Raw genomic sequence first — 24,736 nt, forward strand, 5'->3', positions numbered from 1 at the left:
GTGGTGATCGGCGTGCCGGCCCTGTTCAGCGCCTTGCTGTAAGGCGGCCACGCTTCTTTCCCGGCGCTCCCGGCTTTCCTTGCCGCGCGCCGCGGCCCGGCCCGGTGCTCAAGCGGCCAGAAACGCTTCCATCAAGGCCGCCACGGCCGCGGGCTGGTCGTGGTGCAGCATGTGGCCGCAGCGCGGCAGCACCGCGCGGCGGTGGGGCGGCAGCGTCGCCATGCGGGCCTCGAAGTCCTCGCGCGGGTAGGCCGCGCCCCAGCGGCGCAGCACCTCGGTGTCCTCGCCCTCCACCCACAGCAGCGGCGCCTGGATGCGCTGCCAGGCCGCCAGCGCCTCCTCCTTGCGGTAGAGCACCGGGTTGACGCGCTTGTGTGCCGGGTCGGCCAGCAGCCGCCAGCGGCCGTCGCCGTCGGGTTCGGCCCAATGCGCGGCCAGCCAGGCGGCCTTGTCGGCGGCAAGAAACGGGTCGTTGGCCTGCAGCCGGGCGGCGACGGCCTGCAGGCTGTCGTAAGTCATCAGCCGCGCCGGCTTCTTCAGCTCGTCCAGCCACTTCTCCAGCCGCGAAGGTGCCTGCGCGGCGCGGCTGTCCGGCATCCCGAAACCTTCCAGGTTCACCAGGTGCCGCACCCGCGCCGGGCGCACGCCGGCATAGGCCATGGCGACGTTGCCGCCCATGGAGTGGCCCACGAGGTCCACTGGCGTATCGGGGCTCAGCGCATCCAGCAGCGCGTCCAGGTCGCCCAGGTAGTCGGGGAACCAGTAGGCGTCCGCGCCGGGGACGGTGCTGCGGCCGAAGCCGCGCCAGTCGGGGGCGATCACCCAGCGCGGCGCAGTCAATTCGTCCACCAGGAACTGGAAGGAGGCGCCCACGTCCATCCAGCCGTGCAGCAGCACGAGAGGCGGGCGCTCATCGGTAGCCTGCGACGCGTCGCCCCAGGTGTGGAGGTGGTAGCGGAGGTTGCGGAGGTCGAGGAACCGGCTGGCGGCGGGGCGGCGCGGCTGGTAGGCGGGGGAGGTCATGGGCGGCACTCTAAAGGGCGGCTCAAGGGGCGGCTTCGGCGCCCGCGCGCACCCCGGTGAAACCGCATTGACGTCGTCCGGCAAGGGCGACGCGGTTTGTAAAGCCGGGCGCGGCACAGAACTCAAAGGTCTTGCTGGGAACGAATGGCACAGGCCGCCGTGCCCTTGGGCATGGCGTCTGCCCGGGTGCGGCATGCCGGCCGGCCGCGCCTGGGTGCATCCGGCGCGGCCGGCGTTTTTCCGATGCGGAGGGTTTCACCATGGACGAGCAACAGCAGCACTCCGGAGCACCAGGCCAGCCATCCACCCCGCAGGGCGCGCAGATGCAGCAAGGCCAGCAGCCAGGCCAGCAGCAGGGCGGCCCCTCGGCCCAACAGGGCGGCTCCCAGCAATCGCAGTTCAGCGCCAACGCCGGCCAGCAGGGCGGCGGCAGCGGCCAGGGCATGGGCGGGCAGGGCGCGCAGCCCGGCGGCGGCGCCGAATCGCCCCAGGGCCCGCGCGGCGGCGGCCGCTACACCGATTTCCTGAGCGGCCGCGGCGGCAGTCCCCTGGAGCTGCTGAAGCGGCTGGACGAGGACGTGGACCGCCTCTTCCACCAGTTCATAGGCGGCGGCCGCGAGCTGCTGCGCGGCCGGCTGCGCGACCGCGGCTCGGACGCCACGGCGGGCATGCCTTCTTCCGGCGCGGGCAGCAGCGGCGGTGTGGACGACGCCATGGCCGAGGCGCCGGGCGGCGCGTCTTCCTCCTCCGCCATGGGCAGCTCGCCGGGCGCCGGCTGGCTGCCGCAGGTGGAGCTGTGCGAGCGCGGCGGGCGGCTGCACATCAGCATGGACCTGCCCGGCCTGCACCGCGACGACCTGCAGGTCCACTTCGACCACGGGCAGCTTGTCGTCCAGGGCGAGCGCCGCACCACCAGCACCTCGGCCCAGCCCGGCGGCTACTACCGCAGCGAGCGCAGCTACGGGCACTTCAAGCGCGCCCTGCCGTTGCCCGAGGGCGTCAACCCCGACACGGCGCAGGCCAGCTTCCACAACGGCGTGCTGGATGTGAGCTTCGACATGCCCGTGCGCCACAACCGCAGCCGGCAGATTCCCATCCAGGACGGCGCGCCGGGCAGCGGCATGAGCGGCGGGACGGCGGGCAGCGCCGGTGCGGGCAGCGAAGCCGGCTCATGAGCGCGTCGCCCAGGCCGGTGGTTTTCCCCACGAACCCGTGGTGATGCAAACTCGCGTCCATGCTTGACACCATCACCCTGGGCCGCAGCGAGCTGCGCGTCACGCCCATCTGCCTGGGCACCATGACCTTCGGCGAGCAGGTGGACGAAGCCACCAGCCACCGCATCCTGGACCGCGCGCTGGAGCGCGGCGTCAATTTCCTGGACACCGCGGAGATGTACCCCGTGCCGCCGAGCGCGGAGCGCTACGGCGACACGGAGCGCATCCTGGGCTCCTGGCTCAAGGCCCACCCCGGCGCGCGCAACAAGGTGGTGCTGGCCTCCAAGGTGGCCGGCCCCTCGCGCTACGACTGGATCGGCGGCGGCGTGCCGGACCTGCGCCCCGAGCGCATCGTCCAGGCCTGCAACGACAGCCTGCAGCGCTTGGGCGTGGAGTGCATCGACCTCTTCCAGATCCACTGGCCCGCCCGCCACGTGCCCGCCTTCGGCGGCGTGTACTTCGACCCGAACAAGCTCGCGCCCGTGAGCAGCATCGAGTCGCAGCTCCAGGCGCTGGAGCGGCTGGTGCGCGACGGCAAGGTGCGCGCCATCGGCCTGTCCAACGAAACCCCTTGGGGCGTGGCCGAGTTCGTCCGCATTGCCGAGCAGATGGGCCTGCCGCGCATCGCCACCGTGCAGAACCCGTACTGCCTGGTCAACCGCGTGGTGGACAACGGGCTGGACGAGGCGCTGCACCACGCGCAGGTGTCGCTGCTGGCCTACTCGCCGCTGGGTTTTGGCCTGCTCACCGGCAAGTACGACCAGCGTGGCTTCGGCGACGTGGACAACCCCGGACGCCTGGCGCAGTTCGAGTCCATGAAGCAGCAGCGCTGGGGCCGCATGGAGGCGCTGCAGGCCGCGCGCCACTACAACGCCCTGGCGCGCGCCAACGGCCTCACGCCCACGCGCATGGCGCTGGCCTGGTGCTACCGCAACTGGCGCGTGGCCAGCACCATCATCGGCGTCACCAGCGTCGAGCAGCTCGACGAGAACCTGGACGCCTGGGACACCGAGCTTTCGCCCAACCTGCTCAAGGTCATCGACGACATCCGCTGGACGCACCGCGACCCGGCGCAGTAAGCCGCACGACAACAAGAAAGACATGGCCAAGAAGGACAAGCACGTCAGCGAGACGCCCGCCACCCAGTTCCTGCGCCGCGCGGGCGTGGTTTTCACCGAGCACTCTTACGACTACGTGGACCACGGCGGCACGGCCGAGTCCTCGCGCCAGCTCGGGGTGGACGAGCACCAGGTCGTCAAGACGCTGGTGATGCAGGACGAGCGCGCGCAGCCCCTGATCGTCCTCATGCACGGCGACCGCCAGGTCAGCACCAAGGCGCTGGCGCGCGCGATCGGCGTGAAAAGCGTCGAGCCCTGCAAGCCGGAAGTGGCCCAGCGCCACAGCGGCTACCTCGTGGGCGGCACGTCCCCGTTCGGCACCAAGAAGGCCATGCCGGTGTACGTGGAGGAAACGGTGCTGGCGCTGGAGAAGATTTGCATCAACGGCGGCAAGCGCGGGTTTTTGGTGGGCATCGATCCCAAGCTGCTGAGCACGCTGGTGGATGCCAAGCCGGTGCACTGCGCGCTCTGAGAGCGCGTGCCGGCCATGGAAAAGGCGGTCCCGCGGACCGCCTTTTTCCATTTCGCGCGGGGTGCGCGCCGGGGCGTCAGGCCGTCCCAATCCCGCTCACGCCGCCGGACTGCGTGCCGCCGCCGTCCCCATCGCCCGCCGGCGTATCCGGCGCCAGCCTGAAGCCGACCTTGAGCGTGACCTGGTAGTGGCCGACGCGGCCATCCACCACGTGGCCGCGCGTTTCCACGACCTCGAACCAGTCGATGTGGCGCACGGTGAGCGCGGCGGTCTCGATGGCGTTGCGTATGGCGTCGTCGGTGCCGGTGGTGGACGAACCCACCAGCTCGATGAGCTTGTAGACGTGTTGGGACATCGTTGTTCTCCTGGCCGCGGGAGTTGATGAGCGGCGGCCCTGCGAGTGCAGGCGCCGGCGGCGCGGCCAGCCTATGGGGCAAGCCGCCTGCCGGCCATGCCCCAGGCGGCGGGGGTGAAGCCGCCACGCCCGCCGGCGCGGCACCCCGTCACGCTCAGCGCCGCACCGGCCAGCGCAGCCGCGCCATCTGCCGGTCCTGCAGGGCCGACAAGGCCAGCAGCGCCAGCACCGCGCCCGCCAGCGCGCACAGCATGTCGGCCTGGCTGTCCCACACGTCGCCCTGCCAGCCCAGGAAGTCCTGCGGCGAGCGGTCGAAAAACACCGTGAGGCGCCACTGCAGGATTTCGTAGCCCGCGCTCAGCGCCAGCGCCACGCAGGCCGAGAGCACCCCGGCCACGAAGCGCTGCGTCACCCAGCCGCGGCGCAGCAGCAGCTCGCGCACCACCATGGCCGGCACCACGCCCTGCAGGAAGTGGCCCACGCGGTCATACGGGTTGCGCGAGAGGTCGAACACGTCCTCCAGCCAGAAGCCCAGCGGCACGCGCTGGAAGCTGTAGGCCGCCCCGGTCAGCACCACCAGCGCGAACAGCGACAGCAGCACGTAGGTCAGCGTGCTCAGGGGGTAGCGGCGGTAGGTCAGCACCAGCGCCGCGCCCACCAGCAGCACGGGCGCGGCCTCGGCCAGCCAGCCCAGGCGGCTGTAGGGCTGAAGGCCTGAGACCACCAGCCCAAGCAGCACCGTCAGCCCACAGGCCGGGTGCAGCAGGTTGCGCCGCAGCGCGGTGGTGCCGGACGGCTGTCCGGCGCGTTTGTGCAAGGGAGCGAACATGGATGCAAGCCTCCGCTGGCGGCTGTTTTCACCATGTCAACCCTCCGAGCATGCGTGATGCCCGCTTGAATCAGTGGTTACCCAGACGCTGGTGCAGTTGCTTGAGGAACCACCACACCGAGCCCACCACCGGCGCCACGGCCAGGCCCACCACCACGTCGGCCGGCGGCATCACAGCGGCCAGTGCCGGCACGCCCTTGGCCGCCTTGGCCAGGTAGCCCACCAGCCCAAGCGCGTAGTAGCTGATGGCGACCACGGACAAGCCTTCCACCGTCTGCTGCAGCCGGAGCTGCTGCTGCTGGCGGTGGGCCAGGAGCTTGAACACCTCCTGGTTGCCCGCCTCGCGCTGCACCTCCACGCGCACGCGGGCCAGGCTCACGGCGCGGTTGATGCGGTCGGCCACGTCGGTGAGCCGCGCGTCCGTGCTCTCGCACAGCGCCATGGCCGGTGCGAAGCGGCGGCCGAAGAAGCCCGACAGCGTCTGCACACCCTCGATGCGGCGCTCGCGCAGGTCCGAGAGGCGGCGCTGGACGATCTGGTGATAGGCCCGCGTGGCCGAGAAGCGGTAGCGCGTGCGCGCGGCGCCGTGCTCGATCTCGGCGGCCAGCTTGGTCAGCGTCTCGAAGGCCGCGGCGTCGTCGAGCGAGTCGTCGTTGGCCATGGCATCCACCGTGCGCTGCAGCGTGCGCTCCAGGTGCGCCAGGGACTGCGCCTCCTTCTGCGCCACCGGGAAGCCCAGCATGGCCAGCATGCGGTAGGTCTCTATCTCGCACAGGCGCTGCGCCTCGCGCGCGGCCTGGTCGGTGGGCAGCCCCATGTCCAGCAGGACGAAGCGCGTGAAGCCGTCGCCGCGCAGGCGCAGGTCCGTGAAGACCACGCCCTGGCCGTCGGCGATGACGGCGCCCAGCAGCGGCGCGCCGTCCTCGCACAGGTGGCCGCTGCAACTGCCCAGCGCGGTGGAGATGCGCCGGCGCAGCAGCGGCAGGCTGTCCTCGTCGGCCTGCAGCAGCAGCACGTGGGTGGCGGCGATCATGGGCGCGCCTTCCGGCGGCGCCAGGGCGCGCACGAACGCCGAGGGCAGCAGCTCGGTGGCCGAGGCATGCTCCAGCAGCTCGTCCAGCGCGCCGTCCGCGGGCGTGCCGCCGGGCAGGTGCAGCGGGCGGTTGACCTGCCAGCTCACGAACTCGCCGTGGCGCTCGAAGCGCATCTCGAAGCGCGGCGTGTGCAGCACGTGGTGGCGCGCGCCGGGCGGGGGCTCGGGCTCGCCGCTGGCGCGGCAGAGTTCGGTCAAGGCGCTTTCCGCCTGCGCCGCGCTCATGCCCCACTGTGCCCAGGACGACACCACGCTGGGCGTGCGTACCGGCAGCGCCGGGCGGGCGTGCAGCTCGCCGTGCAGCTCGGTGTGGCTGCGCGGCAGCCAGGCCACGGGGACGGCGGGTGCGGCCGCGTGCGGGGCGTCGTCGGTGAGGGTGTTCATGCGCTGCGTCAAACCTCCAAGGGTTGACACTGTAATGGGCGCGTGTAACGGCGCCTTGCACGAGGCTGTCAATAGGAACAACCTGGCCCGCCGCTTACACTGGCGGGCTGTCTAACTGCCTGCGATCCGCGAACAAGGGACATGGAGCTGCTGTTTGGCCTGCTGGCGTTGCTGGGGGCGTACCTGCTGGGGTCGCTGTCCTTTGCGGTGATCGTGAGCCGCTTCATGGGCTTGGCCGATCCGCGCAGCTACGGCTCCAAGAATCCAGGCGCCACCAACGTCCTGCGGTCGGGCAACCGCAAGGCCGCGGCGCTCACGCTGGCCTTCGACGCCTTCAAGGGCACGGCCGCCGTGCTCATCGCCCAAGCCCTGGCGCCGCGCCTGGGCCTCTCGGACACCACCATCGCCTTCGTCGGCCTGGCCGCTTTCCTGGGCCACCTGTGGCCGGTGTTCTTCCGCTTCCAGGGCGGCAAGGGCGTGGCCACGGCGCTGGGCGTGCTGCTGGGCCTGAACCCGCTGCTGGCGCTGGCCACGCTGGCCACCTGGCTGGCCATCGCCTACTTCTTCCGCTACTCCTCGCTGGCCGCCATCGTGGCCGCGCTGTTCGCGCCCTTTTATGAGCTGCTGATCTGGGGCGCCAGCCCCGCGGCGCTGGCCGTGGCCGTCATGGGCCTGCTGCTGGTGTGGCGCCACAGCGCCAACATCAAGAAGCTGCTGGCCGGCACCGAGAGCCGCATCGGCCAGAAGGCCGCCACGACGCCCAACAGTGGTGCGGCGGCTGCACACAAGCACGCGGCCGGCGGCCACGCAGGACACAAGCAACACCGCAAGCACAAAGGAGTGAAGTAATGGTTCAGCGATTTGACGTCGGCGCGCGCCTGTCGGAGATGGCCGTGCACAACGGCACCGTGTTCCTGGCCGGCCAGGTGCCCAGCGACGCCACGGCCGACATGGCCGGGCAGACGCAGCAGGTGCTGGACCAGATCGACGCGCTGCTGGCGCGCGCCCACACCGACAAGAGCCGGCTGCTGATGGTGCAGATCTTCATCCAGGACCTGGCCGATTTCCCGGCCATGAACGCCGTCTGGGACCGCTGGGTCGCCGACATCCAGGCGCCCCCGCGCGCCACCGTGCAGGCCGCCCTGGCCAACCCGGACTGGAAGCTGGAAATCGTGGCGACGGCGGCCTTGTAAAAGCTGCAGCGCACAGTGAAACGGCCGCCCAACGCATGGTTGGGCGGCCGTTTTGCTTCCGGGTAGGGCGGTGTGCGGGCGCCGGTTTGGGACGTCCCAAGCCGCGGCTGATGGCTTTAAAGGTCCAGCCCCAGCGCCGACGCATCCCCGCGCCCCTGGCGCACCAGCACCGGCTCGTCGCCGGAGAGGTCCAGCACGGTGGTGGGCTCCATGGGGCAGGCGCCCGCGTCCAGCACCACCTGGATCTGCTTTTCCAGCCGCTCGCGAATCTCGTGCGGGTCGTTGAGCGGGTCGTCGTCGCCGGGCAGGATCAGCGTGGTGGCCAGCAGCGGCTGGCCCAACTGCTCCAGCAGCGCCTGCGCCACGCGGTGCTCGGGCACGCGCAATCCGATGGTGCGGCGCGAGGGGTGCGACAGCCGGCGCGGCACTTCCTTGGTCGCCTCCAGGATGAAGGTGAAGGGCCCCGGCGTGGCCAGCTTGAGCAGCCGGTATTGCTGGTTGTCCACGCGGGCGTAGCTCGCCAGCTCGGACAGGTCGCGGCACAGCAGCGTCAGGTGGTGTTTTTCATCCACCTGCCGGATGCGGCGCAGCTTCTCGGCCGCGGACTTGTCGTCCAGGTGGCACACCAGCGCGTAGCTGGAGTCCGTGGGTAGTGCGCAGATGCCGCCGCCGTGCAGGATTTGCGCAGCCTGCTTGAGCAGGCGCGGCTGCGGATCGTCGGGATGGAGTTCGAAGTACTGGGACATGGGCAGGATTGTCCGCTTCGGACGCCACACGGGCGGCAGCCAGGGCAAGGTCAGGCAGTGCATGCATCCCCCTTCGGGGAAGCGCCCCCGTGTCGGATGCCAAGTTCAAAGCAAGAACCCCGCCCGCGCCATGCGGCGCCGGGGCCGCACTCAGGGCGTGTGCACGCGCTCGGCCAGCAGCTCCCAAACAGGGATCAAACCGCCCGGCAGCGGCGCCAGCGTGCCCAGGTCGGTGTGGCTTTCGTCGGGGCTGTGAAAGTCGCTGCCGCGCGAGGCGTAGAAGCCGAACTCGCGCGCCAGCCCGGCGTACTTGGGGTACTCGTCGGGGCGGTGGCTGCCGGTGACCACTTCCACGCCCTCGCCACCCAGCTGCTTGAACTCGGTGAAGAAGGCGAACTCCTCCACCGGCGAGAAGTTGTAGCGGCCCGGGTGGGCGATGACGGCCATGCCGCCCGCGCCGCGTATCCAGCGCACCGCGTCCGACAGCGTGGCCCAGCGGTGCGGGACGAAGCCCGGCTTGCCCTCGGCCAGGTAGTGGCGGAACACCTCCGGCGTGCTGGCGCACACGCCGCTTTCCACCAGGAAGCGCGCGAAGTGCGTGCGCGACACCAAGTCGGGGTTGGAGGCGTACTTGAGCGCACCCTCGTAGGCGCCGGCAATGCCCGCGGCCTCCAGCGACTGCCCCATCTCGCGCGCGCGATCGCTGCGCCCGCCGCGCGTGGCTGCCAGGCCGTCGCGCAGCGCCGCGTCGTCGATGTCAAAGCCCAGGCCGACGATGTGCACCGTCTTGCCCGCGAAGGTCACGGAGATTTCCACGCCGCTGAGAAAGGGCATGCCCAGCTCCAGCGCGGCCCGGCGGGCGCGGTGCTGGCCGCCGGTTTCGTCGTGGTCGGTCAGCGACCACAGTTGCACGCCGTTGGCGTGGGCGCGGGCCGCGACGCCCTCCGGGGTCAGCGTGCCGTCGGACACGTCGGAGTGGCAGTGCAGGTCGGCGTTGAGTGCAAGGGGATCAATCACCCCTGAATTGTAGGGAGCCGGGGGTTTTCCCGAGCTTGAACGGCCCTTCGCGCAGGATGGCGGCGTGATCGATGCCCTACGCGGGACCATCACGCCGCCATGCTGCCGGCCTGCCCGCCCGCGTGGGCGGGCAGGCCGGCGTCGCCAGCGCTCAGCGCCGCACGCGCAGGATCTGGCCGGCGTCCTCGTCGGTGAGCAGGTAGAGCCAGCCGTCGGGGCCCTGGCGCACGTCGCGGATGCGCTTGCCCAGGTCGCCGAACAGCCGCTCGCGGCTCAGCACGCCGGTGGTGCTGACGGTAAGACGCCACAGCGCCTTGTCCGCCAGCGCGGCCACGAACAGGTTGCCCTGCCATTCCGGGAAGCCGGCGCCCGTGTAGAAGCTGATGCCCCCGGGCGCGATGGAGGTGGGCCCCCACCACGTCAGCGGCTGGTCCAGCCCCGGCGCCGCGCTGGCGCCGCCCACCTTGGGACAACTGTCCACGGGCGTGGCGCCGTACTCGCAGCCGTAGGAGATCAGCGGCCAGCCGTAGTTGTGGGCGGGCAGCACGATGTTGATCTCGTCGCCCCCCTGCGGCCCGTGCTCGGCCTCCCACAGGGCGCCCGTGACGGGGTGGATGGCCAGGCCCTGCGGGTTGCGGTGGCCCCAGCTCCACAGCCCCGCGACGGCGCCCGCCACCACCGGGTCGCCCGGCGCGGCGGTGCCGCTGGTGGTGATGCGCACGATCTTGCCCAGTCCGCTGGACGGGATCTGCGCCTGGTCGCGCGTGGCGGCATCGAAGCGGTCGCCCAAGGTCAGCAGCAGCTGCCCGCTGCGGTCGAAGAGCAGCTTGCCGCCGTAGTTGCGCTCGCCGGCTATCTTGGGCAGTTGGCGGTAGATGACGGTGCCGCCCGTGAGCGTGGTGTAGTCCGCCGAGAGCTGCGCGCGCCACACGGCCACGCCGTCGGTGTCGCCGCTGCCGGCCTCGACGTAGCTCAGGTAGACAAGGCGGTTCGTGGCAAAGCCCGGGTCCAGCACCACGTCGAACAGGCCGGCCTGCAGCGGCGGTTCGGCCGCCAGCGTGCTGGCCTTGATGGCGGGCAGCCCCGTGATGGGCACCGACAGCGTGAGCCCGTCGGCGCTGAGCCGGCGCAGCCGGCCCGGCCGCTCCGTCACCAGCATGCTGCCGTCCGGCAGGAAGGCCAGTGCCCACGGCCGCACCAGGCCGTCGCGGAAGCTCTCAACCACCGCCGGGCCGGGGGCTGGCGCAGGCGTCGGTGCGGGCGCGGGTGCCGGCGTCGGAGCAGGGGCTGGCGCCGGTGTCGGGGCTGGCGCGGGCACCGGCGTCGGAGCCGGGGCAGGCACGGGTGCCGGGGCCGGGGCCGGCGGGTTGGGCGAGGGCACGGGCTTGGGGGCCGGCGCCGGCGTGGGCGCTGGGGCCGGCACCTCGGTGGCGCCACTGCCGCCACCGCCGCCGCAGCCGGAAACGGCCACGCTCAGCGCCACGGCGGCGCCCCACAGCCATTGCAGGCGCCGGGGCAGGGATGAAGGAAGGGGGGCTTCGGTCGCGCCGGCCGGGCGGTCCTCGGGGGTGGCCGGGCAGGACAAGGCTTCAATGCGTCGTTTCACGGCGTGGGCTCCTCGTCTTTCAGCGGGCGATGCGCAAGATGCGCCCGTTGTCTTCGTCGGTCAGTACCAGCAGGGCTCCGTCAGGCGCCTGGCGCACGTGGCGCATGCGCCTGCCCAGGCCCCGGTAGAGGGCGCTGCGCGACACCACCTTGCGTCCGCTGAGCGTGAGCCGCCACAGCGAGGTGTCCTTGAGCGCGGCCACGAACAGGTTGCCGCGCCACTCGGGGAACATGGCGCCGTCGTAGAAGCTGATGCCGCTGGGCGCGATGGAGGTGGGCACCCACCAGGTCTGCGGCTGCTCCATTCCGGTCAGCTCGCGCTTGCCACCCACCACCGTGCACGCGCCCACCGTCGTGCCGTACTCGCAGCCGTAGGAAATGCGCGGCCAGCCGTAGTTCTGCCCGCGCTCGATCACGTTGATCTCGTCGCCGCCCTGCGGCCCGTGCTCCGAGGACCACAGCTCGCCCGTGAACGGGTTGAAGGTCAGCCCCTGCGGGTTGCGGTGCCCGCGGCTCCAGATCTCCGGCAGTGCGCCGGGCTGGCCCACGAAGGGGTTGTCCGCCGGCACGCTGCCGTTGCGGTTGATGCGGACGATCTTGCCGTGGTGCGCGCCCAACCACTGCGCCCTGATGCGCTCCGCGTCAGTGAAGTGGTCGCCCAACGAGACGAACAGCTTGGTGCCGGCCAGCGCCATGCGCCCGCCGTAGTTGGACATGTTGCTGACCGTCACCTTGGGGCTGGCGCGGAAGATCACGGCCAGGTCGCGCAAGGCGCCGGCCACCAGCCGCGCACGCGCCACGGCGAGGCCCGCGGTGTTGTATTGCGGCCCCGTGCCGCGCTCGGTGTAGCTCAGGTACACCCAGGTGTCGCCGCCCAAGTGCTCCACGATCACGTCCAGCAGCCCGCCCTGGCCGCCCACGAAGATGCGCGGCGGCAGCCCGCTGATGCTGCTCATGCTGCTGCCGTCGGCGCTGATGCGGCGCAGCCGCCCGGCGCGCTCGGTCACGAGCAGGCTGCCGTCGCCCAGGAAGTCCAGCCCCCACGGGTGGTTGAGCCCCGCGCGTACCACGCGCGCCGCGGGCAGCGCCGCGGCCTCGGCGCTGGCGGCCGTATCGGCCACTTGCGCCGCGCTCTCCAGCGCCGCGGGCGATTCGGCCATGCCGCCGTCGCCCCCGCCGCCGCAGCCCGCCAGCAGCGCCGACGCGCCGCCCAGGCCCGCCACACCACCCCAGCCGGCCAGCCGGCCTAGGGCTCCGCGCCGCGACAAATTCGCGGCGCGCGCGGGCTCGCCCGCGCACTGCTGTTCACGCATAAACACCTCAACGACGTTCTTTTCGAAAAACTGCATCGCCTTTGGGCCGCTCTTGTGGCGGCATGGCGACATGCGTTTTCAGCAGTTGATGTGCCCAGCATGGGGCGTGCGCCCGGCAACACCCCCGCTTGTGCGGGAGTGCGCAATGCCTTGCAAAGGCTCTTACGTGTGTGGTGCTGGTGTACGCCGCGCAATTGCGGCTGTGCAGCGGCGCTCAGCGCTTTCGAAGCGTCAGGCCTGCGCCTGCACCACCATTTGCAGCCGCTGCTGGCCCTGCCAGGTTTCCAGCGCCACGCGGTAGGCCAGCCGCGCCGTGGCGGGCAGCGGGTCCACGTGGTTGAACCAGATGGCGTCGCGCAGCACGCCGTGCAGCTTCAGGCGCAGCTTGGTGTGGCGCTCGCCCACCAGGCGCTGCGCGATGACTTCCACCTCGTCGCAGAACAGCGGCGCGTCGAAGGCCTGGCCCCAGACCTGCTCCTCCAGCGCCATGACGGTGGGCGCGTCGAAGTACTGCGGCGGCAGCGATCCGTCCACGGGCAGCCGGCGCTGCAGCGCGGCGGCGTCGAGCTGCTCCTGCGCCACGGCCACCAGCAGCGCGGCAAAGCGGGGGAAGTCGGCCTCGGCCAGCGTGCAGCCCGCGGCCATGGCGTGGCCGCCGAACTTCACCAGCAGCCCCGGCGCGCGCTTGCTCACCAGGTCCAGCGCGTCGCGCAGGTGAAAGCCGGGGATGGAGCGGCCCGACCCCTTGAGCAGGCCGTCCTGCCCACGCGCGAACACGAAGGTCGGGCGGTTCAGCCGCTCCTTGAGCCGCCCGGCCACGATGCCCACCACGCCCTCGTGGAAGTCGGGGTCGTACAGCGCCACGGCGGCGGGGGCGTCCACTTCCTTGCCCTCGGGGGCGAGCTGCGCCAGCAGGTGCTCGGCCTGCTCGCGCATGCCGGCCTCGACCTCGCGGCGCTCGCGGTTGATGGCGTCCAGCTTCTGCGCGAGGTCCCGCGCGCGCGCCGGGTCGTCGGTGAGCAGGCATTCGATGCCCAGCGTCATGTCCGCCAGGCGCCCGGCGGCGTTGACGCGCGGGCCCAGCGCGAAGCCGAAGTCGAAGGCGCTGGCGCGCTGCGGGTCGCGCCCCGCCGCGGTGAACAGCGCCTGCACGCCCGGCTGCATGCGCCCGGCGCGTATGCGCTTCAAGCCCTGGGCGACCAGGCGGCGGTTGTTGGCGTCCAGCTTGACCACGTCGGCCACCGTGCCCAGGGCTACGAGGTCCAGCAGCGCGTCCAGCCGCGGCTGCGTGGCTTGGTCGAAGCGCCCGCGCGCGCGCAGCTCCGCGCGCAGCGCCAGCAGCACGTAGAACATCACGCCCACGCCCGCCAGCGACTTGCTTTCGAAGGCGCAGCCCGGCTGGCTGGGGTTGACGATGACGTCGGCCGCCGGCAGCTGCACCTGACCGTCCTCCACGGCGGGCAGGTGGTGGTCCGTCACCAGCACCGCCATGCCCAGCGCGCGCGCATGCGCCACGCCCGCCATGCTGGCGATGCCGTTGTCCACGGTGACCAGCAGGTCCGGCCTGAGCGGCAGCGCCAGGTCCACGATGGTGGGGCTCAGCCCGTAGCCGTGCACGGCGCGGTCGGGGACGACGTAGCAGACGGCCTGCGGCGCCGCGCCCAACATGCGCAGCCCGCGCAGCGCCACGGCGCAGGCGGTGGCGCCGTCGCAGTCGTAGTCGGCCACCACGCAGATGTGCTTGCCCGCGTCGATCATGTCGGCCAGCAGCCGCGCGGCCTCGGCGCTGCCGTGCAGCGAGGCGGGGGGCAGCAGGCGGTTGAGCCCGTCGTCCAGCTCCTGCGGCGAGCTCACGCCGCGCGCGGCGAACAGCCGCGCCAGCAGCGGGTGCACGCCCGCCTGTTCCAGCGCGTGCACCGCGCGCGGGGGCACGTCGCGCATTTCCAGCATGGGGGTGGTCATAGCGTCTCCAGCAGCGCGGCGGCGCGCCCGGCGCGCGCGCCGCCGGACAGGCGCTGCCACCAGCGCTTGGGTTGGGCCTCCAGGGCCACCGCGCCGCGCTCGCCGCACAGCACCAGGCGGCCTTCGGGGTGGGTGGCCAGGGGGGCGATGCATGCTTCGTCCAGCGCCGTCCAGGCGGCGCGCCAGGCGTCCCAGTCCTCGTGGAGCGCGGGCGTGCGCAGCCGCTCGTCCACGCGCGGCGCGCCTGTGGTGCGCTCGGCCTGGGCCGCGCCGCAGCCGCTGAGCCACAGCGCGTTGATGGGCAGCTCGCCGCGCGCCTCGCGCGACTCGTTGAGCGGGTGGTTGAACAGCAGCATCTGCACCTCGTTGAGCAGCCGCCGCACCAGCCGCGGCTGCGCCGGCATGTCGCTGTGCAGCGCGTGCCCAATGGCGCGGTCGGCCGCCAGCGTGGGCAGGTCTTTCAACAGCGGGTGCGACACCAGCCAGTTCAGGTCGCTCACCCAGTGCAAGGTGAAGCCTTCGGAGGCGAAGAGCTCGTGCAGCGCGTCGAAGAAGCGGCGCGACTCCCAGGGCTCCAGGGCCAGGGCGCCCGGGTCGGTCAGGCCGATGTGGTCGCTGCCCAGCAGCAGGTGCGCGGGCGTGAGGCGTCCCCAGGGCAGGCTCGCGTCCAGCCCGGCCGCCGCGGCGTCGCGCGCGGCCCAGGGGATCAGGCCGTCGGTGACGCTCCAGCCCAGCGCGCGGGCCAGGGCGCGTTCGTGCGGCGGGGAGAGGGAGCTTTCGTCGCCCGCGTCGCGTTCGGCCTCGCGCCAGTGCGACAGCAGCGCGTCCAGGTGAGGCAGCTGCAGCGACTTCAGGGCTCGCGCCCCGGCGTCGGACAAGGGGGCGGCAAAGGGAATCAGCAGTTGCATGGCGCCGAATTATCCGGGCCGCCGCGCGCCGCGCCGGAGCCGCCCATGCCGCCCGCTACGATGCCGGCCCATGCAAATGCCTTACGAATGGCAGATCGGCTGGCGCTACACGCGCGCGGGCCGGGCCGGGCGGCGAAACCGCTTCATATCCTTCATTTCCGGCGTGTCCATGCTGGGCATCGCCCTGGGCGTGGCGGCGCTGATCATCGTGCTGTCGGTCATGAACGGCTTTCAGAAGGAAGTGCGCGAACGCATGCTCAGCGTGATCTCGCACGTGGAAATCCTGGAGCCCACGGGCGCGGCGCTGCCCGACTGGCGCGCCGTGGCCAACCAGGCGCGGCGCAACGCGCAGGTGCAGGGCGCCGCGCCCTTCATCGCCACGCAGGCCCTGCTGGCGCGCGGCGACACCATGCGCGGCGTGCTGGTGCGCGGCATAGACCCGGCCGAGGAGGCCGCCGTCACCCCGCTGGCCGCGCAGTTGCGCGACACGGTGCTGGCCAAGCTGCAGCCCGGCGCCTGGCAGATCGTGCTGGGCCTGGAGCTCTCGCGCCAGTTGGGCGTGGGCCCGGGCGACACGGTGACGCTGGTGGCCCCGGGCGGGCAGGTGACGCCCGCGGGCGTGGTGCCGCGCTTTCGCGCCTTCACGGTGGCCGGCGTCTTCTCCTCCGGCCACTACGAGTACGACAGCTCGCTGGCCCTGGTCCACGTGGAGGACGCCGCCAAGCTCTTCCGCGTGGAGGGCCCCACCGGCGTGCAACTGCGCCTGGCCGACGTGAACGAGGCCCGCAACGTGGCGCAGCAGCTCGGCGCCACCCTGCCCAACCTGCTCGTGCGCGACTGGACGCGCACCAACGCCGCCTGGTTCGACGCGGTGCAGATCGAAAAGCGGCTGATGTTCATCATCCTCACGCTCATCGTCGCCGTGGCCGCCTTCAACCTCGTCTCCACGCTGGTGATGACGGTCACGGACAAGCGTGCCGACATCGCCATCCTGCGCACCCTGGGCGCAAGCCCGCGCTCCATCATGGGCATCTTCGTGGTGCAGGGCGCGGCCTCCGGAATCATCGGCACCTTCGCCGGCACGGCGCTTGGGCTGCTGGTGGCCTTCAACGTGGGCACCATCGTCCCGGCCATCGAGCGGGTGCTCAACGTCAATTTCCTGCCCGGCAGCATCTACGTGATCAACCACATGCCCAGCGACCCGCAGCGCGGCGACATCGTGCCCATCGTCCTCATCTCGCTGGTGCTGGCGCTGCTGGCCACGCTGTACCCGAGCTGGCGCGCCAGCCGCGTCAACCCGGCGGAGGCGCTGCGCTATGAGTGAGCTTTCCCGTCCCAACGCCGCGGCGGCCGCGGCCCTCGGCGATGCCGGCGAGCCGGTGCTCTCCTGCACCGGGCTGTCCAAGCGCTTTCACGACGGCACGCTGGACGTGCAGGTGCTGCGCGACGTGACCTTGCAGGTCCAGCGCGCGCGCACCCTGGCCATCGTCGGCGCGTCGGGCTCCGGCAAGAGCACGCTGCTGCACCTGTTGGGCGGCCTGGACGCGCCCACCGCCGGCCGCGTGCAGCTCCTGGGCCGCGACTTCGCCGCCATGAGCGCCGCCGAGCAGGGCCGCTGGCGCAACCAGCACCTGGGCTTCATCTACCAGTTCCACCACCTGCTGCCGGAGTTCAGCGCGCTGGACAACGTGGCCATGCCGCTGCGCGTGCGCCGCGTGGCGCTGGAAGTCGCACGCACCCAAGCCCGCGAGATGCTGGGCCGCGTGGGCCTGTCCACGCGCGTGGAGCACCGGCCCAGCGAGCTCTCCGGGGGCGAGCGCCAGCGCGTGGCCATCGCCCGCGCGCTGGTGTCGCAGCCGGCCTGCGTGCTGGCCGACGAGCCCACCGGCAACCTCGACCGCGACACGGCCGACGCCGTCTTCGCCCTCATGCTGGAGCTCGCGCGCGAGCGCGGCACGGCTTTCGTCCTGGTCACGCACGACGAGCGCCTGGCCGCGCGCTGCGACCGCACGCTGCGGCTGCTGCAAGGCGTGCTGCAGCCCTCCTGACACGGTGCTTCGAGCCGGCGCGGCCGGCGGGCCCGGAGTTTGCCCTTAGGGATTAGCCCCCATTCACAGCAGCCGCTTGGTCGGCAGCGCGAGTGGGGAAACCTAAAGTGCAGATGCGGGCCCCCAATCAGTGCGGGCCCGTCAAGGAGCCCGACCGTGAAGCTTTCCGTACTCACTTCCTTGATCGTCGCCGCCTTGGGCGCCACTTCCGCCATGGCCCAAACGCAGCAGCCGCTCACCCGCGCGGAAGTCAAGGCCGAGCTGGCACGCGCCCAGGCCGCCGGCGAGATCGAGCGCACCGACCAGAGCTACGGCACCTGGTGGGCCAGCTCGCCCACGTCCAAGAATTTCGACAAGAACTACAGCGGCCCGCCGGCCGGCACCAGCGACAGCACCAGCAGCGTGGCTGACGGCTCGTCTTCCAGCGGCACGTCGTCCTCGTACAGCGGTTCCGGCGTCGCCGCGGGCAGCCCGTCCATGTCCCCGGACAGCGGCGCGGCCGGCCGCAGCTATGAAGGCGCCGGCAGCATGAACGAGCCCGCCGCCGCCACCAGCGCCGGCACCATGGGCGCCGACACCTCGTCCACGGCTGCCGGCATGGGGAGCGGCGCGTCCTCCGGCACCACCGGCACGGGCAGCGACGCCGCCACCAGCGCAGGCGCCATGGGCACCACCGGCTCGTCCTCCGGGACGACGGGCATGGGCGGCGACGCCTCGTCCACCGCGGGCGCCATGGGCGCGGCCGGCACGACTTCCGGCACCACCGACACGGGCAGCGACGCGTCCTCCACCGCCGGTGCCATGGGCACGGGCTCGTCCTCCAGCACCACGGGCATGGGCAGCGACATGTCCTCCTCCGGCACCGGCGCGCAGGCGCCGGCCTACGGCACGGCCGTCGGGACGACGTCCACCTTCGACACCTCCTCGTCGCAGGGCGCCGCGGGCCGCAGCTATGACGGCAGCACCGCCAGCGGCCCGGCCACCCGTGCCCAAGTCGCCGCCGACCGCGACGCCGCCATGCGCAGCGACCGCTGGATCTTCAACGACCTCGACGGCCTGCGCCGCCTCGACCCGGGCGAGAACAGCCACGCGGGCCGCGTCTACAAGGGCCCGGCCGACGCCTCGGCCTACTGAGCCCCCAACGCCTGAGCCGGCCCGCGGCCTGTGAAGCGGGCCGGCCCAAGTGAAGCCGACACCGGCGCGGCGCCACCGCAGGGCGCCGCGCCGGTTCGCTGTCGGGACCGTTACCACCCGACCCACCCCGCCACCCGGCGGGGTTTCACAATGCGGGCGTGAAGCAGTACCCGCGCACCCGGCGCGCCGCGCGCCGCCCGTCCGCCGCCTGGCCCCATCCGGGCTCGCGCCCGCCGGTCTCCGTCCTGTCCCGCTTTCCCGCCCGCTTGCTGGCGGGCTGGCTGCTGTGGCTGGCCGGCCTGGGCGCCGCTGCCGCGCAGCCGCTGCCGGCACTGCAGTCCGCGCCGCCGCCCGCGTTCCCGTCCGGCACCGCCGCCGTCAAGCCGTCGCCGGGGCCCGGCCTGGGCAGTCCCGGCGAGCCCGTGGCGCTGGTGGTGGGCTACCAGCCTTACTTCACCGCCGCCTGGTCCGCGCTGGTCATGCGCGGCAAGCGTTTTTACGAGCGCTATTTACCCAAGGGCTCGACCGTGGAGTTCGAACCCGCGCTGCAGGGCCGCAAGATCGCCGCGGCCCTGCAGGCCGGCGTGCAGCACATCGGCTACATGGGGCCGGTGTCGGCCCTGGTGGCGGCCACGCGCACCGAGGGCACGGCCGACGCGCTGCAGCTCGTGGCCGCGCTGGGCATGGGCCAGGACCAGTGCAACGTGCTGGTGGCGCGCGTGGACGGGCCCGCCACGCCGCAGGCGCTGCAGGGCGCGCAACTGGCCGCGCCGCGCGACAGTTGCGCCGACCGCTTCGCCCGCGAGCTGCTCAGCACCCGCCAGGTGGCGCCCGCGGCCTACCTGGGCCAGAACATCGAGATCATCAGCAGCAACCTGCGCGCGGGCCGCATCGACGCCGCCGCCGTGTGGGAGCCCGTGGCGACGCGGCTGGTGCAGGAGGGCGTGGCGCGGCGCATCGCCAGCGGCCGCGACCTGGGCCTGGAGGACGGCGGTTTTTTGCTCATGCGCGCCGATTTGCTGCAACGCCGGCCGGACGTCGCCCAGGCCTGGCTGCGCGCGGAGCTGGATGCGCAGCGCTTCCTGGCCGACCCCGCCAACGCCGCCGACGTGGTGCGCATGGCCCAGGCCCAGACCGCCGGTTTTGATGGCGCCACGCTGTGGAACGCGCTGTACGCGGCACCCGCGGCCGTCGCTGCGCCGGCCTCCGCCGCCGCATCCGCATCCGCACCTGCGCTTGCTCCTGCGCCCACGCCCGCACCGGCGCCCGTGGCCGCCGCGTCGCCCGCCACCGCCCCGGCGGGCGTGCAAGGCGTGCCGGCGCCGGACGCGGCGGACGTGCCGCGCATGACCTTCCCCTTCGTCTTCGACGACACCGCCCGCCGCCTCATCGCCGGCACCATGGCCTACCTGCACGAGGCGGGGCAGGTGCCCTCGGACACCCTGGCGCCGCTGGCGCTGCAGGCCGAGCCCGCGCAGGCCGTGCTGCGCGAGCGCGGCCTGTCCGTGCCCGTGGGCCGCGTGATGCCGCTGCCCGCGCGCGGCGGCGGCGAGCTGCCGGACGCGCGCGTGCGCATCACCGTGCGCGAAGGCGGCTGGGGCAACGCCAACACGCGCGACATCCGCGACGTGCTGGTGGCCGTGGCGCGCGAGCTGCAGCAGCGCATCCCGGGGCGGCCGCTGGCGCCCATCGTGGTGTCGCACACCGCGCGCTCGCCCATCTCGCTCTACGAGCGCGGCCCGCGCGGCGAGTACCAGGTGCAGCTCACCGCGCGCGACGACCGCTGGGCCGGCTACGTCTACGAGTTCGCGCACGAGTTCTGCCACGTCATGGCCAACTACGAGCGCCACCCGCACTTCCAGGCCGCCGGTGCCCACCAGTGGTTCGAGGAGGCGCTGTGCGAGGTGGCCTCGCTCTACACCCTGCAGCGCTTTGCCGCCGAGTGGCAGATCGCGCCGCCCAGCCCGCGGCTGCAGGGCTACGCGCAGGAGCTGCAGGCCAGCGCCGACCGCTTCCTGGCCGAGAAGCACCGCCGCCTGGCGGCGGGCCAGACCCTGGCCGCCTGGTTCGCCGCCAACGAGCCCGTGCTGCGCAAGGGCCCCTACGACCGCGACCGCAACGAGGTCGTCGCCACGCAACTGCTGTCGCTGTTCGAGGAGAACCCGCAGCTCTGGGAAGCGCTGGGCTACCTCAATCTCGACGCCCCGGGCGGCAGCTTCAGCGACTACCTGCGCAACTGGCGCGACAACGCGCCGCTGGCCTACCGCGACAGCATCAGCTACGTGATGGCGCTGTTCTTCGGCCCGCCCGCGGGGGCGCCGGATGCGCGCCGCGCCGTCGAGCTGACCGTGCCCTACGGCATCGGCTCCGGCCCCGACGGCATCGCGCGGCTGCTGGCGCGGCAACTGGAGCCGCTGCTGGGCCAGAGCCTGGAGCTGGCCAACGTGCCCGGGGCCTCCGGCAACACGGGCCTCACCCGGCTGCTGGCCGCGGCCGACCCGGCCAACGCGCTGGCCGTCATCGCCGGCAACACGGTCTGGGTGTGGGCTGGCGGCACGGGCACGGTGGGTCCGCAGCTCTTCCAGACGCTGGGTGTGGTGTCCACCTTTGAGTCCTTCCTGTTCGCCCCGGCCGACAGTCCCTTCCGGACGCTTCAGGACGTGCTCGACCACGCGAAGCAGAACCCCGACCGGCTGCGCGTGGCCACCTCCGGTGCCGGCGGGCGCGACGAGCTGGCCTTGCGCGCGTTGGGCGTGAACGGCGCGAGGCTGCTCAACGTGCCGGTGTCGCGGCACGACGAGCGCGTGGCCGCCGTGCTGGACAAGCGCGTGGAGCTGCTGTTCGAGGAGCCGGGCGACGTGGCCGAGCTGCTGGAGGAGGGGCGCCTGCGCCCGCTGGCCGTGCTGGCCGCGCAGCGCGACCCGGCCTTCCCGGAGGTGCCCGCGGCGCAGGAATTCGGTTTTGACCTGCGGCCCTTCACGAGCTTTCGCGCCCTGGTGGCGCACGCCGCCATGCCGGCGCAGCGCGTGCAGGCGCTGCGCCAGGCGCTGGCGCAAGTGCTGCAAGGTCCCGAGTGGCGCAACTACTGCCGCCAGTTGCTGAGCTGCGCCACGCCGCTGTCGGACGAGCAGACGCGCACTTACCTGCAGCGCTACTTCGACGCGGCCAGGGCGTACAGGGAGCGGCTGCCGCGCTGAGCGGCCGCGCACGGATCGCCAACCGCAACCGGGCCTACATCACCCGGCCGAACCACCACAGCGACAGCGCCGCCGCGGCCAGCGCCAGCGCGGCACCCAGCGCGGCGAAGAGGGCGGTGATCTCGGTTTCCTTCTTCTCCATCACCAGGCGCGAGGACAGCGTCTCGTACACCTTCTTCAGGTCGGCCGCGGTGCCGGCATAGAAGTACTCGGCGCGGGTGAGGTCGGCGATGGTCTTGAGCGTTTCCTCGTCCAGCCGCACCCGCATGCTCCAGCCCTCGAAGCCAATGGTGTCGCCCTCCTTGGTGCCAATGCCCACGGTGTAGACGCGCACGCCGCGCTCGGCGGCCATGCGGGCGGACTCCACCGGGTCCGGCCCCGTGGTGCGCTGCCCGTCGGTGAGCAGGATGACGGCGGCCGACGCGTAGCTGCCCGGCTCCACCGGCTTGAAGTCGCGCGGCTTGGCTTCATTGCCGTTGTTCTCGCCCAGCGCCTGCGGCATGGGCCGCTGCCCGGTGACCTGGCTCAGGTCTATGCCCGCGTCCGGGAAGATGGTGGCCAGCGACAGCACGATGCCGCTGCCTATGGCCGTGGCGCGCTGGAGCTGGAAGCGGTCGATCGCGGCCACCACGTCCTCGCGGCTGAAGGTGGGCGCCTGCACCACCGCGGCCGTGCCGGCAAAGGCCACCACGCCCACGCGCACGTCGCGCGGCAGGTCGGTGAGGAAGGCCTTGGCAGCGTTTTGCGCCGCCGCCAGCCGCGTGGGCTGCACGTCGGCGGCGCGCATGCTGCCGGAAACGTCCATGGCCAGGATGATGGTCTGCTCCGCCAGCGGCAGCGTCATCACCGCCGTGGGCCGCGCCGAGGCCAGCAGCAGCGCCGCCAGCGACACGAGCAGCAGCAGCGGCGGCACGTGGCGCTTCCAGGCGCTGCCGCGCCCAAGCGCCTGCTTCACCAGCCCCAGGTCGGCATAGGGCAGCACGGCCTGCTTTCGCCGGCGCAGCAGCCACAGGTACAGCAGCACCAGCAGCGGCAGCAGCAGCAGCGTCCACAGCAGCGAGGGCCACAGGAAATTCATCATCGCTACTCCCGGCTATCCCTGTCGTATTCAGTAATGCGCCCGCGGCTTGACGCTGCCGGCGGCCAGTCGGCTGCGCTGGCGCCGCAGGTGAACGAAGCGGACGATGGCCTCGGCCAGGTCCTCGTCGGTGGCCATTTCCAGCGTGTCCACGCCCGCCTGCGCCAGCCCCGTGCGCAGCTCGGCCTCGCGCCGCCGCGCCGCGGTGGCAAAGCGCTGGCGAAAGCCTTTGGCATGCGTGTCCACCATCAGTTGCTCGCCCGTCTCGGCGTCCTGGATATAAACCATCCCGATATCGGGCAAATCCAGCTCCAGCGGGTCATAGAGGCGCACCGCGACGACCTCGTGGCGCATGGCCAGCGACGCCAGCGGCTCGCTCCAGCCCGGCTCGCTGAAGAAGTCGGACAGCACGAACACCAGCGAGCGCCGGCGCAACTGCTGCAGCGCGCCTTGCAGCAGCTCCTGCAGCCGCGTGCCCCCGGGCATGGCCACGGGGGCGGGACGGTTCATGAGCCGCTGCAGCAACTCCAGTACCTGTAGCCGCCCGCCGCGCGCGGGCAGCACGGTGTCCACGCGGCTGCCGTAGAGCAGGGCGCCCACGCGGTTGCCCCGGCGCGCCAGCAGCCGCGCGATCACGCCGGTGAACTCGATCCCCACCTGCGCCTTGCTGCGTCGGCGCGAGCCGAAGTGCACCGAGGGGCTCAGGTCCAGCAGGAACCACGCGGCGATGTCGCGGTCCTCGGTGTACTCGCGCACGTAGGGCTGCTGCAGCCGCGCGGTGACGTTCCAGTCGATGCGGCGCACGTCGTCGTGGTGCTGGTACTCGCGCAGGTCCGCGAGGTCCAGCCCCTCGCCGCGGAAGAGCGTGCGGTAGTCGCCCTGCAGCCAGCCGTCCAGGCGGCGGATGGTGCTCCACTCCAGGCGGCGCAGCAGCGCCTCGGCGTTGTCGCCGGGCAGGGCGGGCGCGGCTTGGGCCGCGGCCGGCGCCTTGTTGGCTGAAGGCGCGCGATCAGCCATTGGCGGCGAGCTGGGCACGGGCTTCCAGCGGCTTGTCCGGCGCGGGCAGCTTCTGCATGACCTTGCCGATGATGGCGTCGGCGCTGATGCCCTCGGCCAGTGCCTCGTAGCTCAGCGTCAGGCGGTGGCGCAGCACGTCGGCGGCGATGTCCACCATGTCGTCCGGCAGCACGTAGGTGCGCCCGCGCAGGAAGGCCAGGGCGCGGGCGCCTTCCACGAGGTTGATGGTCGCGCGGGGGCTGGCGCCGAAGGTGATGTAGCGGCCCAGGTCGGAGAGGCCCGCGCGGGCCGGGTCGCGCGTGGCTGAGACGAGCTTGACGGCGTACTGCATCAGCGACGGGTCCACGTACAAGCCGCGGCAGGCCTGCTGCAGTTGCGCCAGTTGCAGCGTGGTGGCCACCGGCTGCACCTCCACCGGCGCGCCGGTGACGCGCTCGACGATGACGAACTCCTCCTCTTCCGTCGGGTAGTCCACCAGCACCTTCATCATGAAGCGGTCCACCTGCGCCTCCGGCAGCGGGTAGGTGCCCTCGGTCTCGATCGGGTTCTGCGTGGCCATCACCAGGAAGGGTTCCGGCACGCGGTGCGTGGTGCCGGCAATGGTGACCTGCCGCTCCTGCATCACCTCCAGCAGCGCGCTCTGTACCTTGGCCGGCGCACGGTTGATCTCGTCGGCCAGCAGCAAGTTGGTGAACACCGGGCCCAGCGTGGTGCTGAAGTCGCCCGTCTTCTGGTTGTAGATGCGCGTGCCCACCAGGTCGGCCGGCACCAGGTCCGGCGTGAACTGGATGCGCTTGAACTGCCCGCGCAGCGTCTGCGCCAGCGTCTTGATGGTGAGCGTCTTGGCCAGGCCCGGCACGCCTTCGACCAGCAGGTGGCCCTGCGAGAGCATGGCCACCAGCACGCGCTCCAGGAAGCGGTCCTGGCCGACCACGACACGCTTGACTTCGTAGAGCACGCGCTCCATCAGGGCTGCGGTTTCGCTGTTGCTGCCGAGCATCGGAATCCTCCCGTGGAAAAAAGAATCGAG

At 72.2% G+C, this 24,736-nt stretch carries 21 protein-coding genes and 1 pseudogene; 9 read left to right on the forward strand and 13 right to left on the reverse strand.

Annotated elements, in window-relative coordinates:
• Window positions 1-108 precede the first annotated feature (108 nt).
• Entirely contained in the window at window positions 109-1,023 is a 915-nt protein-coding gene (locus tag ALA01S_RS04680; RefSeq protein ID WP_066332675.1) for an alpha/beta fold hydrolase, read from the reverse strand.
• Between the two features lie 260 nt (window positions 1,024-1,283).
• Here ALA01S_RS04680 and ALA01S_RS04685 point away from each other — a divergent pair, with 260 nt between their 5' ends.
• Genes ALA01S_RS04685 through ybaK form a run of 3 tightly spaced genes read left to right on the forward strand, consistent with a single transcriptional unit; the run spans window position 1,284 to window position 3,827 of the window.
• The gene (locus ALA01S_RS04685) at window positions 1,284-2,198 is read left to right on the forward strand and encodes an Hsp20/alpha crystallin family protein (protein WP_084267220.1); all 915 of its coding nucleotides are present in this window, start codon (window positions 1,284-1,286) and stop codon (window positions 2,196-2,198) included.
• Between the two features lie 59 nt (window positions 2,199-2,257).
• Complete coding sequence (locus ALA01S_RS04690) at window positions 2,258-3,316, forward strand: aldo/keto reductase (RefSeq protein ID WP_066332679.1); 1,059 nt, start codon at window positions 2,258-2,260, stop codon at window positions 3,314-3,316.
• A gap of 22 nt (window positions 3,317-3,338) precedes the next feature.
• A complete protein-coding gene (gene ybaK, locus ALA01S_RS04695; RefSeq protein WP_066332682.1) occupies window positions 3,339-3,827 on the forward strand; it encodes a Cys-tRNA(Pro) deacylase in 489 nt (162 codons plus the stop codon).
• Between the two features lie 151 nt (window positions 3,828-3,978).
• On the opposite strand, the pseudogene ALA01S_RS04700 reads toward ybaK, so the two are convergent.
• The 3 genes and pseudogenes from ALA01S_RS04700 to ALA01S_RS04710 all read right to left on the reverse strand — a co-directional run.
• Window positions 3,979-4,182: pseudogene (locus ALA01S_RS04700) on the reverse strand (dodecin); the annotation flags it as partial.
• 154 nt (window positions 4,183-4,336) lie between these two features.
• Window positions 4,337-5,011 carry a DUF2238 domain-containing protein gene (locus ALA01S_RS04705; protein ID WP_218011424.1) on the reverse strand — a complete coding sequence of 225 codons (675 nt, stop codon included), beginning with the start codon at window positions 5,009-5,011 and terminating at the stop codon, window positions 4,337-4,339.
• A gap of 70 nt (window positions 5,012-5,081) precedes the next feature.
• Complete coding sequence (locus ALA01S_RS04710) at window positions 5,082-6,488, reverse strand: DUF3422 domain-containing protein (protein WP_066332686.1); 1,407 nt, start codon at window positions 6,486-6,488, stop codon at window positions 5,082-5,084.
• 141 nt (window positions 6,489-6,629) lie between these two features.
• On the opposite strand from ALA01S_RS04710, the gene plsY reads away from it, so the two are divergent.
• Both plsY and ALA01S_RS04720 read left to right on the forward strand, forming a co-directional pair.
• Window positions 6,630-7,337 (forward strand): glycerol-3-phosphate 1-O-acyltransferase PlsY, encoded by a 708-nt coding sequence (gene plsY / locus ALA01S_RS04715; protein WP_066332692.1) that lies wholly within the window; start codon window positions 6,630-6,632, stop codon window positions 7,335-7,337.
• A complete protein-coding gene (locus ALA01S_RS04720) occupies window positions 7,337-7,681 on the forward strand; it encodes a RidA family protein (RefSeq protein ID WP_066332694.1) in 345 nt (114 codons plus the stop codon). Before plsY ends, ALA01S_RS04720 begins: the two co-directional genes overlap by 1 nt.
• Window positions 7,682-7,797: 116 nt before the next feature.
• On the opposite strand, the gene ALA01S_RS04725 is transcribed toward ALA01S_RS04720, so the two are convergent.
• From ALA01S_RS04725 to ALA01S_RS04750, 6 genes are all read right to left on the reverse strand, one after another.
• The gene (locus ALA01S_RS04725) at window positions 7,798-8,427 is read right to left on the reverse strand and encodes an L-threonylcarbamoyladenylate synthase (RefSeq protein ID WP_066332762.1); all 630 of its coding nucleotides are present in this window, start codon (window positions 8,425-8,427) and stop codon (window positions 7,798-7,800) included.
• Between the two features lie 150 nt (window positions 8,428-8,577).
• Window positions 8,578-9,441 (reverse strand): 3',5'-nucleoside bisphosphate phosphatase, encoded by an 864-nt coding sequence (locus ALA01S_RS04730; RefSeq protein ID WP_066332765.1) that lies wholly within the window; start codon window positions 9,439-9,441, stop codon window positions 8,578-8,580.
• A gap of 154 nt (window positions 9,442-9,595) precedes the next feature.
• The gene (locus ALA01S_RS04735) at window positions 9,596-11,050 is read right to left on the reverse strand and encodes a PQQ-dependent sugar dehydrogenase (RefSeq protein ID WP_305765080.1); all 1,455 of its coding nucleotides are present in this window, start codon (window positions 11,048-11,050) and stop codon (window positions 9,596-9,598) included.
• Window positions 11,051-11,069: 19 nt separating this feature from the next.
• Window positions 11,070-12,362 carry a PQQ-dependent sugar dehydrogenase gene (locus ALA01S_RS04740; RefSeq protein ID WP_084267225.1) on the reverse strand — a complete coding sequence of 431 codons (1,293 nt, stop codon included), beginning with the start codon at window positions 12,360-12,362 and terminating at the stop codon, window positions 11,070-11,072.
• 231 nt (window positions 12,363-12,593) lie between these two features.
• On the reverse strand, window positions 12,594-14,324 hold the full coding sequence (gene recJ / locus ALA01S_RS04745; protein ID WP_084267222.1) for a single-stranded-DNA-specific exonuclease RecJ: 1,731 nt from the start codon (window positions 14,322-14,324) through the stop codon (window positions 12,594-12,596).
• Entirely contained in the window at window positions 14,321-15,232 is a 912-nt protein-coding gene (locus ALA01S_RS04750) for a hypothetical protein (protein WP_066332697.1), read from the reverse strand. The genes recJ and ALA01S_RS04750 overlap by 4 nt, the downstream gene beginning before the upstream one ends.
• A gap of 70 nt (window positions 15,233-15,302) precedes the next feature.
• On the opposite strand from ALA01S_RS04750, the gene ALA01S_RS04755 reads away from it, so the two are divergent.
• From ALA01S_RS04755 to ALA01S_RS04770, 4 genes are all read left to right on the forward strand, one after another.
• A complete protein-coding gene (locus ALA01S_RS04755; protein ID WP_066332699.1) occupies window positions 15,303-16,556 on the forward strand; it encodes a lipoprotein-releasing ABC transporter permease subunit in 1,254 nt (417 codons plus the stop codon).
• Complete coding sequence (gene lolD / locus ALA01S_RS04760; protein WP_066332702.1) at window positions 16,549-17,280, forward strand: lipoprotein-releasing ABC transporter ATP-binding protein LolD; 732 nt, start codon at window positions 16,549-16,551, stop codon at window positions 17,278-17,280. The genes ALA01S_RS04755 and lolD overlap by 8 nt, the downstream gene beginning before the upstream one ends.
• Window positions 17,281-17,436: 156 nt before the next feature.
• Window positions 17,437-18,414, forward strand: a complete 978-nt coding sequence (locus ALA01S_RS04765; RefSeq protein ID WP_157118762.1) for a DUF4148 domain-containing protein — start codon at window positions 17,437-17,439, stop codon at window positions 18,412-18,414.
• A gap of 158 nt (window positions 18,415-18,572) precedes the next feature.
• A complete protein-coding gene (locus ALA01S_RS04770; protein WP_066332716.1) occupies window positions 18,573-21,611 on the forward strand; it encodes a tripartite tricarboxylate transporter substrate-binding protein in 3,039 nt (1,012 codons plus the stop codon).
• 34 nt (window positions 21,612-21,645) lie between these two features.
• On the opposite strand, the gene ALA01S_RS04775 is transcribed toward ALA01S_RS04770, so the two are convergent.
• Genes ALA01S_RS04775 through ALA01S_RS04785 form a run of 3 tightly spaced genes read right to left on the reverse strand, consistent with a single transcriptional unit; the run spans window position 21,646 to window position 24,706 of the window.
• Window positions 21,646-22,689: a VWA domain-containing protein gene (locus ALA01S_RS04775; protein WP_066332774.1), complete on the reverse strand. Its 1,044-nt coding sequence runs from the start codon at window positions 22,687-22,689 to the stop codon at window positions 21,646-21,648.
• A 30-nt stretch (window positions 22,690-22,719) separates the two neighbouring features.
• The gene (locus ALA01S_RS04780) at window positions 22,720-23,706 is read right to left on the reverse strand and encodes a DUF58 domain-containing protein (RefSeq protein WP_066332718.1); all 987 of its coding nucleotides are present in this window, start codon (window positions 23,704-23,706) and stop codon (window positions 22,720-22,722) included.
• Entirely contained in the window at window positions 23,699-24,706 is a 1,008-nt protein-coding gene (locus ALA01S_RS04785) for an AAA family ATPase (protein WP_066332721.1), read from the reverse strand. The genes ALA01S_RS04780 and ALA01S_RS04785 overlap by 8 nt, the downstream gene beginning before the upstream one ends.
• Window positions 24,707-24,736 lie beyond the last annotated feature (30 nt).

This window comes from Azohydromonas lata NBRC 102462 (genome assembly GCF_001571085.1).
GTDB classification, from domain to species: Bacteria; Pseudomonadota; Gammaproteobacteria; order Burkholderiales; family Burkholderiaceae_C; genus Azohydromonas; species Azohydromonas lata.